Origin of the sequence: Pseudoalteromonas prydzensis (assembly GCF_011050055.1) — a bacterium.
GTDB lineage: Bacteria > Pseudomonadota > Gammaproteobacteria > Enterobacterales > Alteromonadaceae > Pseudoalteromonas > Pseudoalteromonas prydzensis_A.
Genome location: NZ_DRGM01000211.1, coordinates 1 through 12,624, shown reverse-complemented (window position 1 = coordinate 12,624; position 12,624 = coordinate 1). Strand labels below are relative to the sequence as shown.

12 protein-coding genes are annotated in these 12,624 nt (G+C 42.0%); 7 read left to right on the top strand and 5 right to left on the bottom strand.

The features are described 5' to 3' along the window. Window positions 1-10 precede the first annotated feature (10 nt). Complete coding sequence (locus tag ENH88_RS22115) at window positions 11-436, top strand: type IV pilin protein (protein WP_304185672.1); 426 nt, start codon at window positions 11-13, stop codon at window positions 434-436. Window positions 437-452: 16 nt separating this feature from the next. Here ENH88_RS22115 and ENH88_RS22110 read toward each other — a convergent pair whose 3' ends face one another. Both ENH88_RS22110 and ENH88_RS22105 read right to left on the bottom strand, forming a co-directional pair. Beyond that, a complete protein-coding gene (locus ENH88_RS22110; protein ID WP_304185669.1) occupies window positions 453-989 on the bottom strand; it encodes a GspH/FimT family pseudopilin in 537 nt (178 codons plus the stop codon). Window positions 990-1,063: 74 nt separating this feature from the next. Further along, window positions 1,064-1,609 carry a GspH/FimT family pseudopilin gene (locus ENH88_RS22105; protein WP_304185667.1) on the bottom strand — a complete coding sequence of 182 codons (546 nt, stop codon included), beginning with the start codon at window positions 1,607-1,609 and terminating at the stop codon, window positions 1,064-1,066. A 195-nt stretch (window positions 1,610-1,804) separates the two neighbouring features. On the opposite strand from ENH88_RS22105, the gene ENH88_RS22100 reads away from it, so the two are divergent. Beyond that, window positions 1,805-2,143, top strand: a complete 339-nt coding sequence (locus ENH88_RS22100) for a P-II family nitrogen regulator (RefSeq protein ID WP_192540404.1) — start codon at window positions 1,805-1,807, stop codon at window positions 2,141-2,143. 69 nt (window positions 2,144-2,212) lie between these two features. Here ENH88_RS22100 and ENH88_RS22095 read toward each other — a convergent pair whose 3' ends face one another. After that, window positions 2,213-2,974, bottom strand: coding sequence for an outer membrane protein assembly factor BamD (locus tag ENH88_RS22095; protein ID WP_192540402.1), 762 nt, complete (start codon window positions 2,972-2,974; stop codon window positions 2,213-2,215). 141 nt (window positions 2,975-3,115) lie between these two features. On the opposite strand from ENH88_RS22095, the gene rluD reads away from it, so the two are divergent. The 3 genes from rluD to clpB all read left to right on the top strand — a co-directional run bounded on the left by rluD (window position 3,116) and on the right by clpB (window position 7,502). Next, the gene (gene rluD / locus ENH88_RS22090; protein ID WP_064665852.1) at window positions 3,116-4,093 is read left to right on the top strand and encodes a 23S rRNA pseudouridine(1911/1915/1917) synthase RluD; all 978 of its coding nucleotides are present in this window, start codon (window positions 3,116-3,118) and stop codon (window positions 4,091-4,093) included. Between the two features lie 9 nt (window positions 4,094-4,102). Beyond that, complete coding sequence (gene pgeF / locus ENH88_RS22085; RefSeq protein ID WP_192540401.1) at window positions 4,103-4,828, top strand: peptidoglycan editing factor PgeF; 726 nt, start codon at window positions 4,103-4,105, stop codon at window positions 4,826-4,828. 97 nt (window positions 4,829-4,925) lie between these two features. Continuing rightward, window positions 4,926-7,502 (top strand): ATP-dependent chaperone ClpB, encoded by a 2,577-nt coding sequence (gene clpB / locus ENH88_RS22080; RefSeq protein WP_304185662.1) that lies wholly within the window; start codon window positions 4,926-4,928, stop codon window positions 7,500-7,502. 69 nt (window positions 7,503-7,571) lie between these two features. Here the strand turns inward: clpB and ENH88_RS22075 are convergent, their stop codons facing one another. After that, complete coding sequence (locus ENH88_RS22075) at window positions 7,572-9,119, bottom strand: methyl-accepting chemotaxis protein (RefSeq protein WP_304185659.1); 1,548 nt, start codon at window positions 9,117-9,119, stop codon at window positions 7,572-7,574. 467 nt (window positions 9,120-9,586) lie between these two features. On the opposite strand from ENH88_RS22075, the gene gshA reads away from it, so the two are divergent. After that, entirely contained in the window at window positions 9,587-11,164 is a 1,578-nt protein-coding gene (gene gshA / locus ENH88_RS22070) for a glutamate--cysteine ligase (RefSeq protein ID WP_304185656.1), read from the top strand. 128 nt (window positions 11,165-11,292) lie between these two features. Next, window positions 11,293-11,901 carry a hypothetical protein gene (locus tag ENH88_RS22065; RefSeq protein ID WP_304185654.1) on the top strand — a complete coding sequence of 203 codons (609 nt, stop codon included), beginning with the start codon at window positions 11,293-11,295 and terminating at the stop codon, window positions 11,899-11,901. Window positions 11,902-12,039: 138 nt separating this feature from the next. Here the strand turns inward: ENH88_RS22065 and ENH88_RS22060 are convergent. After that, window positions 12,040-12,624, bottom strand: a 585-nt coding sequence (locus tag ENH88_RS22060) for a transporter associated domain-containing protein (protein ID WP_304185652.1), incomplete at its 5' end; no start/stop codon positions are given.

The following is a 12,624-nucleotide window of genomic DNA, read 5'->3' as shown; positions in this document are numbered from 1 at the left end:
TGAGATGTAGATGGCGCGTATGATAAAAGCAGATAAAAATGGTTTCACCCTGATAGAGTTAATGATCACGGTAGCAATATTAGGCATCATTGCTTCAATCGCTTTGCCAAGCTATTTTGAGCATGTGAAACGGACAGCTCGTACAGAAGCCATTACAGCTTTACTTGATGCGGCTAATAGACAAGAACAGTTTTTTGTTGATAATCGTGTTTATACAAGTGATTTAGCGAATCTAAATGTAGTATCACCAACCGAGCATGGCTTTTACACGCTTGCAGTCATTGTTGATAATGATGCGGGTACATTTGAAATAACAGCCACGCCGGTCGCAGGTCCTGTTTTACAAGATGATGACTGTACTTCATTTACTATTGATGATGCTGGACTTAAAACCGCTAAAGGTAATGCCGATGCAAGTAAATGTTGGGGTAAATAGTTAATCAGAACTCAAACTAGTTAGTTTGACACTCATCTGTGTCTTTTAAAGTTGTTTTTCCTGTCGTACTGACTGAAATTGCAATACCAGCTAGTTCAGCTGATTTATATTCAGCGCAATACACAAACGTGCCATTATCAAATCCCCTTGGCGTACCGTCAGGTCGATATGTCACTGCGTCACGTGGGTAAGTAAGCATATCAGATTCATTGATTGCTTCTGTAACTAAAATGACCGTGTCATTATCACCAAATACACCTACTTCATCTTTATCAACAAAGACAGTGAGGCCTTGATGCCAACGACTGTTATCGCAGACCGATGACGCTAAACTACATACTGTAATCTGGCTATTTAAAGAAATGGCGTTATTACGAGCTAAGCTCAGTGTTCTTTTTATTAGGTGACTATAATTTTCTAGCCGAGTTTGGGCAAAAAATGGCTGCACATGAAAAAGAGCAAGGTTAGCTAAGATAGCGAGGATGCTCAATACCACCATTATTTCGATAAGTGTCGTACCAGAGTGTGGGTTAGATAGGGTTGTTTTTCTCATCCGTGAGAGCTCGTTGGTGGTATTTCTTTTAATGGTAGTTGAGCTAGGTGTAGTTGCAAGTTGTTAACTGGGATTTAGTCACAGGTATTTGTGGTATCTCCGTAGTATAAAGCCGTGCCAGAGACACTTACTTCCATTGCTTTATTGTTTTCATTATCTTTATTAGGGCAATAGGTAAATGTGCCCGGGTTTGTGGTGACACGACCGCTGGCATCAAATATTAATGAATTATCACCGGTAAACGTAAATTGACTATTGTCGGGTATTTCTGACATCACCCTGAGTATTTTGTCCCCTATACGTGGGTTATGAATGCCATTACTGTTACTATCATAAAAGACGATGACAGAGCCGTCATTCCAACTATCTAAACAGGTCACTTTTCTGTCATTTTCTATTCTGGTTGTATCACCACTGCACACCACGATGAGTGAATCGGTACTGGTTGCTTTGGCGCGCGCAAAGTTGATGTTTCGTTTTAATTCCAGTAAATAATTTTCAGCGCGATTATTTTCGAGCATGTCGCTGCTATTCCAAAAAGCAATAGCGGCTATAATCCCAACGATGGCAATGGTGACCATCAACTCAAGTAGTGTAAAACCATGTTGCTGTTTTTTCATGTTTACCTCTAATACTGGATTGGCACTGAGTAAACAGTGCACTTTGAGCAACTTACCCTGAGTGTAGTTGCTCCTATTGGAGCAATCATACCATTGCTGGCGATTAAATCACCGTAATTCAATTGCTTTGTTTGCTATGAAGTGCAGGATTGTCTAAAATCGACCCAATTGGCAATATAAGAGTAGCGACTAATAATGAAAAAAATTGAAGCAATAATTAAACCATTTAAACTTGATGATGTCCGTGAAGCATTGTCTGATGTAGGTATCACCGGGATGACCGTTAGTGAAGTGAAAGGTTTTGGCCGTCAAAAAGGCCATACCGAGCTTTATCGTGGTGCTGAATACATGGTTGATTTCTTACCGAAAGTGAAACTTGATATCGTGCTTGGTGATGATGATGTTGAACGTGCTATTGAAGTGATTGTTAAAACAGCACAAACCGGTAAAATTGGTGATGGTAAGATTTTTGTCACTGACGTTGAGCGTGTTGTACGCATTCGTACCGCAGAAGAGGACGAAGACGCGATTTAATTTAAAAGTCAGACATTAAAAAAGCGCTACTTATAAATCATAAGTAGCGCTTTTTTTTGTATTTGGAATTTACTTGCGTTTATTTTGCTCGCGAGTCAGCTTAGCGTGTTCACTTAATTCAGGTAAACCAAGCTTGTTGTAGCTTTTTTCCATCATTTCGAGTGCTTGATCTAAATAACTACTTTGCGAATAATGTTCAACAACGTATTTACCGCGATTTGCTGCTGCTAAATAAGCTTCACGCTCATAGTAATAATCAGCAACTTTTAATTCGTAACGGGCCATTTTATTGAGCAACCAAACTAACCGTCTTTTTGCTTCAGGGGCATAGCCACTGTCAGGGAAGCGATTAACTAAGGTTGATAAATCAGTAAAGGCAACACGGGTACGATTAGCATCGCGGTCGGCGCGGTCAACGCCAAAGTATTCCTGAAAGGCGTTTTTATCGGCTTTAATATTTACCAAACCACGCATGTAGTACATATAGTCTAAATCTTTGTGATTTGGGTTTAAACGGATAAAGCGATCAATGGTTGCCAGTGCTTGCTCAGTATTACCTGCTTGGTAATGGGCATAAACTAAGTCCATTTGCACTTGTTTTGACATAGGGCCAAATGGATAGCGCGAATCAATCGCACTTAACAGCTCTATTGCTCGCGCATATAAGCCTGAATCAAGCGTTTGTTTAGCATCTTCATACAATGCCTGCGCTGACTTATTAGGAACGCGTTGGATATCTTCTTCATCAGGTGCTGACGAACATGCACCTAAACCAAGTAATGAAACTGTAAAAACAATGGCAAATGCACGTTTCCCTATTCTATTTATCATTTTATTTGTTACCTTCGATGTCTTCGGCTAGGCCAAGTGGGTAAAACCGAGTAAACTATGCTTATTATATAATGCTTTTATTAAAAGCGATTCTAACCCAGTCGAGCACAGCTTGCACTGGTAAATTGGGTAAAGTTACTAATGACAGAGCAAATTTCTCTTCAAGCCGATGTGCCAACTGAGTTAGGCGGTAAACGTCTAGACCAAGTATTAGCACAATTGTTCCCGGATTATTCGCGTTCACGTATAAAAACGTGGATTTTAGATGATAAAATCACCGTAGATGGTGAAATTTTCAACACCCCAAGAGAAAAACTCTTTGGTGGTGAGGTTGTAAATGTTGAAACAAGTATTGAAGCACCACGTGAATACTTAGCGCAAGATATCAAATTAAACATTGTTTATGAAGATGATGATATTTTAGTGATCAACAAACCAATGGGATTAGTTGTACACCCTGGTGCTGGTAATCCAGATGGCACAGTGTTAAATGCATTGTTGCATCACTATCCTGACATCATTAACGTGCCGCGCGCAGGTATTGTTCACCGTTTAGATAAAGATACTACTGGTTTAATGGTGGTAGCTAAAACGATTCAGGCACAAACACATTTAGTTAAAGCCTTGCAAAAACGCGAAAACTTCACCCGTGAATACGAAGCAATTTGTAATGGCACCATGACTGCCGGTGGTATGGTTGAAAAGCCGATTGGTCGTCATCCTACACAGCGTACGCATATGGCAGTGCATGAGCAGGGTAAACCCGCGATTACGCATTACCGTGTTGCTGAAAAATTCCGTGCTCATACACGATTACGTCTGCGTTTAGAAACAGGTCGTACGCACCAAATTCGTGTGCATATGGCATTTATCAATCATCCATTGATTGGTGATAAAGCATATGGCGGTCGTCCACGTCCACCAAAAGGTGCAACACCTGAATTATTCCAGATGTTACGTGAGTTTAATCGTCAAGCATTACACGCTGTTAAGTTAAGTATTGCGCATCCTATCACTGGTGAAATGATGACCTGGCAAGCGCCTATTCCAGATGATATGGTCGCCATGACTCACGTACTGCGTGAAGATACTAAAGCTAACCCAAATATCGATTTTTAAGCTGCCTTAATGCTTTATCCTAATTGGACAGCGCCACCTAATGTAGGGGCTCTCAGTACAACTCGTCAGGGCGGTGTATCTGATGCGCCTTTTGCGAGTTTAAACTTAGGCCTACATGTGGGCGATGATCAGCACGCGGTATTAACGAATCGCGCGCTTTTAGCTGCTCAGCTTCCTCAAGCACCGGTGTGGCTTAACCAAGTCCATAGCAGTGAAGTTGTTGTTGTGGATGAGTATTTTGACCCACATGCTAATTATGATGCGGATGCACTCTATACCCGATTAAAAAATCAACCGCTGGCAATTATGACAGCAGATTGCTTGCCGATTTTGCTTACCAGTGAAAGTGGTGAAGAGGTGGCTGCTATTCATGGTGGCTGGCGCGGTTTGCATGCGGGTATTATCGCCAATACTTTGCATCACTTTAGCTGCCCTCCAGCACAGATCCGAGCGTGGTTAGGTCCTGCCATAGGTGCTGCAAAGTTTGAGGTCGGCAGTGAAGTAAAAGCACTTTTCTGTGAGCAATCAGCAACTCATCACACTGCATTTGTGGCACAAGCGAATGGTAAATATTTAGCCGATATTTATCTGCTTGCAACCACCGAGCTTATTAACCTAGGCATAAGAAATATTAGTGGTGGTGAGTACTGTACAGTTAGCAATAGTGAACAATTCTTTTCATATCGTCGCGATGGTCAAACAGGACGGATGGCTTCTTTGATCTGGCGCAAATAAGTGTCTATTCAGTGAGTATATTTTCTCCTAAGCCTTGATCAAAGTGCCGAGCATACCCATTAATTAAGTAATTAGTTTTTTTAATAGGTAACCCCTTATGCGTTTAGATCGATTTACCAGTAAATTTCAATCTGCGCTCTCTGACGCTCAGTCATTAGCGCTTGGTCGTGATCATCAATTTATTGAACCGGTACATTTAATGTATTCACTCTTGCAGCAAAGTGGCTCAAGTGTGCGTGCGTTATTGGCTCAAGCCAGTGTAAGTGCCGATGAACTCAATACCAAGTTATCGCAAGAGATAGAAAAGCTATTTAAAGTGGAAGGTGTTGGTGGCGACGTGCAGTTGTCAAACAATATGGTTTCACTGATTAATTTATGTGATAAATACGCACAAAAACGTAAAGATAAATATATCTCCAGCGAACTGTTTGTATTAGCTGCCTGTGAAGATAAAGGCCCGCTAGGTGATATTTTCCGTGCGCTAAATATGACCAGCACAAAGATAGAAGCCGCTATCAAAGCCATTCGTGGTGGTCAAAAGGTTGATGACCCAAATGCGGAGGATACTCGTCAAGCGCTTAAAAAATTCACCATCGATTTAACGGAACGTGCAGAGCAAGGCAAACTTGATCCAGTTATCGGTCGGGATGACGAAATTCGCCGTACAATTCAAGTTCTGCAGCGACGCACCAAAAATAACCCAGTATTAATTGGCGAACCTGGTGTGGGTAAAACCGCGATTGCGGAAGGGCTCGCGCAGCGTATTATTAATGGTGAAGTGCCAGAAGGCTTGAAAAACAAACGTGTGTTATCGCTTGATTTAGGTGCCTTGGTAGCTGGTGCTAAATACCGTGGTGAGTTTGAAGAGCGGTTAAAATCGGTGCTCAATGAGCTGGCCAAAGAAGAAGGCCAAGTGATTTTATTTATTGATGAAATTCATACTATGGTTGGCGCTGGTAAGAGCGATGGTGCGATGGATGCGGGCAATATGCTCAAACCCGCATTAGCACGTGGTGAGCTGCATTGTGTCGGCGCAACCACCTTAGATGAGTACCGTAAATACATCGAAAAAGATGCCGCTCTAGAGCGTCGTTTCCAAAAAGTGCTGGTGGAAGAGCCGTCGGTTGAAGACACCATTGCTATTTTACGTGGCTTAAAAGAGCGTTATGAGCTACATCACAGTGTTGAAATTACCGATCCGGCAATTGTAGCAGCTGCGCACTTGTCACACCGTTATATTAGCGACCGGCAGCTGCCAGATAAAGCTATTGATTTAATTGATGAAGCGGGGTCGTCTATTCGCCTGCAAATTGATTCAAAGCCAGAGTCGCTAGATAAATTAGAGCGCCGTATTATTCAGCTAAAACTTGAAGATAATGCGCTAGCTAAAGAAAAAGACGACGCCAGTCAAAAGCGCCGCAGCGAAATGCAAGAGCTGATCACTGAACTTGAAGCACAATATCGTGAGCTTGATGAAGTATGGACTGCTGAAAAAGCATCTTTACAAGGCACGCAAGTGATCAAAGCGGAGCTTGAGCAAGCGCGCTTAGATTTAGATGTTGCCCGTCGCGCCACTGACTTACAGCGTATGTCAGAATTACAATATGGCCGTATTCCTGATTTGGAGCGTAAACTTGATTTGGCCTCACAAGCCGAAATGCAAGAAATGAGTTTATTGAAAAACCAAGTGGGTGAAGACGAAATCGCCGAGATACTTTCTCGTTGGACCGGTATTCCGGTATCGCGGATGCTCCAAGGTGAGCGAGAAAAACTGCTGCAAATGGAAGAACAACTACATCATAAAGTCATTGGTCAAGACGAAGCTGTAGTGGCAGTTGCCAATGCGATCCGTCGCTCGCGCGCAGGACTTGCAGATCCTAATCGGCCAATTGGCTCGTTTTTATTTTTAGGCCCAACTGGGGTGGGTAAAACTGAGCTGACGAAAGCGCTCGCGGGCTATATGTTTGACACTGAAAGCGCGATGGTGCGCATTGATATGTCTGAGTTTATGGAGAAACACTCAGTTGCGCGCTTAGTCGGCGCACCGCCGGGCTATGTTGGCTACGAAGAAGGTGGCTATTTAACCGAAGCCGTACGTCGTCGTCCTTATTCAGTTATTTTACTTGATGAAATTGAAAAAGCGCATCCTGATGTGTTTAATATTCTACTGCAAGTATTGGATGATGGCCGCTTAACCGATGGCCAAGGTCGCACCGTTGATTTTAAAAATACGGTGATCATTATGACCTCAAATTTAGGCTCGGATATTATTCAAGAGCAAACAGGTAATAACGATTACGCAGCGTTAAAAGAAAAAGTGATGGGCGTTTTGGTTAATGAGTTTAGACCTGAATTTATTAACCGGATTGACGAAACCGTGGTATTTCATCCGCTTGCTAACGAACACATTAAAGAAATTGCTGATATTCAACTCAGCAAGCTACGTGAGCGTTTAACGGCAATGGGGTACTTACTGCAAATAAGTGATGCAGCACTTGAGCGTATTGCTGCCAGCGGTTTTGATCCCGTTTATGGCGCGCGGCCACTCAAGCGTGCAATTCAGCACACGATTGAAAATCCGCTATCTCAGAAATTACTCGCTGGTGAATATCAAAGTGGTGACATGATAGTCATCGATGCTGATGAAAGTGGCTTAATATTTAGCTGTCGCTAATCAATTTATGCCTATAAAAAAACCGCTAGAATCATAACTTAGCGGTTTTTTTTATGGAAAATAAAGTCGTTATACTTTAAAAGTAAGCAGGATATCGTTTACTTTTCGCGAGCCTTCAACAAGCTGTGCTGCGCCACTAGCTACATTAAAACTCAATGTTAAGTTCTCGTCACTGTAACCTTTTATTTGCGTAATGTTGTCGCTAATATCAAGGCTGACCGTTTGTTGCTGCTCGGCAGCAGCAGATATTTGTGTGGCGAGTTGTGATATTTCACTGATCTGCGCGAAAATACTATCCAGTTCAATTTGCGTATGCCCGGTGGTATTAACGCACTCATCGGCTTGCGCTTTGGTGTTTTTCATCACTGTAGACCAGCTAAACAGGGTATCTTGAATTTCTTTTATTGAACTGTGAATTTGTGCCGTAGCACGTTGTGTACGAGATGATAACGCACGCACTTCATCGGCCACTACCGCAAAGCCTCGGCCATGTTCACCTGCACGCGCGGCTTCAATCGCCGCATTTAAAGCCAGCAAATTGGTTTGTTCAGCAATGCCTTCGATTTCAGTCATTACTTGGCCAATCTTATCCGCCTCGGTTGCAAGTGAGTTGGCGGTACTTGCAGCTTGCTCAACTTGCAGAGCAAGATCAGATACCATCGCGCTATTATCAGCAATATGCAGTTTTATGTCGGAACAACTTTGGTAAGTAAGATTTACTTTCTCAGCGGTATGGTGAGTATTGCCAGATATTTCACCTATGGTTGCGCTCATCTGCGACATAGCAGTGGCTATTTGGCTAAGGCGTTGTCCCTGTGCGGCAATGCCTTTTTCAGTGAGCGCTGATTGTTCATCTAAATTAGCGGCAATACCCGTAAAAGTACCTGTGGTGTCTTTTACTCGTCCTAATACGGTACGTAATTTAGCATTGAGCATCTGTATACTATATTCACTTGTGCTAAATGGATGATGGCCTACATAAATATAACGAGACACCGAGTCATGTCGTAACTTTTGTTGTTTTAATGCGCTTGGCGTTACAACCAATTCATCGTAATTTAATGCGATAACAACTAAGCAAAACAACGTTGCTATCAGTGCAACAGCAATAGATACAAATATGGCCAATAGTCCTAAACCAAGTAGAGCTATCAGTAGTGCCGCAGTTTGGCGTAGAGCCACCCATTCGCGCCAAGACGACAAGGATTTTCCTGCATTTATTTTGCTGTACAGGTCTTGGGCACGGCGTTTTTGTTGTTCGTTGGGTTTTGTGCGCACTGATTGGTAACCAACGAGTTGGCCGTGTTCAAAAATAGGGGTGACAAATGCATCAACCCAATAATAACGGCCATCTTTACACCGGTTCTTCACCATGCCGCGCCAAGAGTGACCTTGCTTGAGTTTCTCCCACAATTCTTTAAATGCGGCTTTAGGCATGTCAGGGTGGCGAACAATATTATGATTTTTGCCAAGCAGCTCTTCTAAATTGTAACCTGCTATGGCGCAAAAATCCTTATTTGCATAGGTGATCACCCCACGCAAGTCAGTTGTGGAGACAAGTTCCTGCTGCTGTGAAAAAGTAACTTCTTCATTTACTAATTGCTGACCCCGACGCATAGGTAGTCCTTAAACATACTTTATTATTAGCAGCAATTATAAAGTTCATACCAATGTAAAGATAGCTGCTTCAGTACTATTGGATACAAAACTATTGTTAATTAGCTTTTTTATGATCTAAAACAAATAAATGTGAAAATGTCTGTAGGCATTCTTGTAATAACTGAGTATATAAATAGATATCATCACTGTAGTGCCATGCATTGATAATTGCTAACTGCTGTCGTATACAATTAAATCGCATCACTGTTGTGCAATTAAAGCAATTGTATCTTAGCCCTTACAATGGCAAGATTAGTAAACATTGGGGTGTGGGCTAAGCTGCCCGCAGCTAGTGTGCTTTATAAATACACGGTGACCTTCATGGCAAATAGTGGTAATTACAGTTATGCCATTATTAAACCTTGAGTATTATCAATTTGCCCCCATTGACTTAGGATTAGGCCACGTGGCTCGAGGAAGCATTTTTGACAACACATGATTTAACTAAAGCGCTAACAGCGCTCGCCCCGGAACAGCATAAATACGCAATTAAAGGCATTCAACGTGGTATTGAAAGAGAAGCGTTGAGGATCCAACCCAATGGTACGATTTCGCAACAGGCTCATCCAATAGGGGTGGGTTGTGCGTTGACGAATGGGCATATCACCACGGATTTTTCTGAGTCATTATTAGAGTTTATTACGCCTGTTAGCGGATCTGCTGAAGAAACGTTAAATCAGCTACACGATTTGCAAAAGTTTACCTTATCGCAAATGGGTGATGAACTATTATGGCCTATCAGTATGCCGTGTTTTATTGAGCATCAAGATGACATCGCATTAGCCCAATTTGGCGATTCTAATATTGGCCGAATGAAAACCCTGTACCGTGAAGGCCTTAAAAATCGTTACGGTAGTATGATGCAAGCCATTGCGGGCGTGCATTTTAATATTTCGTTTCCAACGTCATTTTGGCAAAGTCTGCAAACGATTAAAGGCGATACGGGTTCACTACAAGATTTTATTTCATCAGGCTATTTAGGCTTGATCCGTAACTTTAAGCGTGAACTGTGGCTGATCAGCTATTTATTTGGTGCCTCACCGGCATTATGTAACTCCTTTTTGCAAGGTCGCAGTACCGATCTTCCTTTTAAAAAGCTCGGTAAAGGCACACTTTATCTAGAAACTGGCACCGCATTACGCTTAGGTAATTTAGGCTACACCAATAGTGCGCAATCTTCATTAAAAGTAATGTACAACTCATTAGAAGAATACGTAGCTGGGTTAAAAGCGGCGATCAACTCACCGTCTGATATTTATGATCAACTTGCCGATTATAAAGATGCGCAGCCAAAGCAACTGAATAAGAATGTGCTGCAGATTGAAAATGAATTTTACTCGCCAATTCGCCCGAAACGGAATGCTAACAGTGGCGAAACGCCAACCGATGCATTACTACGTGGTGGTATTGAATACATAGAAATTCGGGCTCTTGATGTAAATCCATTTGCAGCCACAGGAATTGATATTGAGCAAATTCACTTTTTAGATGTGTTTTTGACTTATTGCTTATTAAAAGATTCACCAACAATGGATTGGGATTCGCAACAACGTAGTACTGCAAATTTAGATACCGTAGTCAGTGAAGGTCGAGCTGCCCAGGTTATGTTAAATCGTTCAGGCGAAGCATGTAGTTTAGCTACGTGGGGCACGGAAATTTTTACCCAGCTCCAGCATGTTGCTGCGTATATGGATGAAGCGTATGGGGTCAGTTACTACAGTGCAACCATCACGCGGTTAAGCCAATGGGTCGCTGATCCTGAGTTAACGTACTCTGGACGTTACGTAAAGCAACTGAAAGAGTCGGGTGTTGATAATGGCCATTTTGCATTAGCGCTGGCAAGAAATTACCAGGAAAGTCATGAAAATACACCGTATTATGTGTACTCAGATAGTTACTTAAAACAGCAGGCGGAGCAATCAATCGTTGCTGAGAAAGCGTTGAAAGCAGCTGATAACGTGACATTTAATGCTTTTTTAGATGCTTATTTTAACGCTAACTAAAAAGTAGCAAAAAAAAACGCAGCCCAAGTTGGCTGCGTAAAGATTCTTCAGGGATAAACAATGCTAAACTGCGCATTCATAAAATAGGACTTACGCTTTTATAAAAAGTTCAGCGAGAATCAAAAAAAATGAAAAAAAGTTTAATTATTTTATCGCTGGGAGCTGCGTTAACAGGTTGCGCAACAGCCCCTCCAAAGCAACCTAATGATATATGTAAAATTTTTGAAGAGAAAAGCGATTGGTATTATGACGCAAAAGATGCCCAAGAAAAGTGGGGATCACCGAAACATGTATTAATGAGCATGATGTACCAAGAAAGTTCCTTTAGACATGATGCTGCACCGCCAATGGAATATTTTTTATGGATCATTCCCACTGGCAGAGCAAGTTCAGCCTATGGCTACTCACAAGCTAAAACTCCCACTTGGGCTGATTACATTCGTGAAACGGGCAATAGTGGCGCCGATCGAGATGATTTTGATGATGCAATCGACTTTATGGCTTGGTTTGTCTATAAAACCCATAAAGTAAATGGTGTGTCGAAGTGGGATGCTTATGCGCAATACCTTAATTATCATGAGGGTTGGGGCGGCTACAAACGTGGCACTTATAAAAAGAAACAGTGGCTAATGGCAGTGGCAAATAAAGTTAAAAACCGCGCCAGTCGCTATGGTGCACAACTTAAAAAGTGCGAAGCAGATCTCGATCAAAGTTGGCTAGAACGGTTATTTAGCTAACTTTACCGTCAATATCTACATAAGAGCGCATAGCGGGCTAGAATGGTTAAATATTTAAGTCGATTGGTATAACATGCACAAAAAAGTGGGGCTAGTTGGGGAAGTATAGAGTAGCTTGTTGCTACTCTACTTAAAGACTTATACTTTGCGTTTATTTGCTTGGATACGTACCAGCTTGATCATGTTTTCTTTCACTTCAACCACTTCTATAGGGTAGCCTGCAATACGTAAACTTAAATTAGCATCTGGAATATCTTCTAAGTATTCGACAATCAAACCACTTAAAGTTTTTGGACCATCAAGGGGAAATTCCCAATCCATTTCTTTATTGAGATCACGCACGTTAGCACCGCCATCTACTAAGAATGAACCATCATCCTGTGACACGACTTCTTCGCTTGGTGTACGAGTTTGTGTGGTAGTAAAATCACCAACCACTTCTTCTAGGATATCTTCTAAGGTTACTAGGCCTTGTATGTCACCGTATTCATCAACCACCAAACCGATACGTTCTTTCGATTGTTGGAATTTGAACAGTTGTGTATTTAACGATGTGCCTTCAGGAATAAAATAAATCTCACGTACAGCACGTAGCAATGACGGCTTATCAAACTGTTCTTTCGTTAATAGGCGCAGCGCATCACGCGAATGAATAAAGCCCACCGCATCATCAATTTGGTCACGGTATAGCAGTACACGTGTATGCTGTGCGTGGGTAAGTTG

Coding starts and splice junctions, on each gene's coding strand:
- ENH88_RS22110 (WP_304185669.1), bottom strand. CDS start 989: ATGAGAAAAACAACCCTATCTAACCCACACTCTGGTACGACACTTATC.
- ENH88_RS22105 (WP_304185667.1), bottom strand. CDS start 1,609: ATGAAAAAACAGCAACATGGTTTTACACTACTTGAGTTGATGGTCACC.
- clpB (WP_304185662.1), top strand. CDS start 4,926: ATGCGTTTAGATCGATTTACCAGTAAATTTCAATCTGCGCTCTCTGAC.
- rluD (WP_064665852.1), top strand. CDS start 3,116: ATGACAGAGCAAATTTCTCTTCAAGCCGATGTGCCAACTGAGTTAGGC.
- ENH88_RS22100 (WP_192540404.1), top strand. CDS start 1,805: ATGAAAAAAATTGAAGCAATAATTAAACCATTTAAACTTGATGATGTC.
- pgeF (WP_192540401.1), top strand. CDS start 4,103: ATGCTTTATCCTAATTGGACAGCGCCACCTAATGTAGGGGCTCTCAGT.
- ENH88_RS22065 (WP_304185654.1), top strand. CDS start 11,293: ATGAAAAAAAGTTTAATTATTTTATCGCTGGGAGCTGCGTTAACAGGT.
- ENH88_RS22095 (WP_192540402.1), bottom strand. CDS start 2,974: ATGATAAATAGAATAGGGAAACGTGCATTTGCCATTGTTTTTACAGTT.
- ENH88_RS22075 (WP_304185659.1), bottom strand. CDS start 9,119: ATGCGTCGGGGTCAGCAATTAGTAAATGAAGAAGTTACTTTTTCACAG.
- ENH88_RS22115 (WP_304185672.1), top strand. CDS start 11: ATGGCGCGTATGATAAAAGCAGATAAAAATGGTTTCACCCTGATAGAG.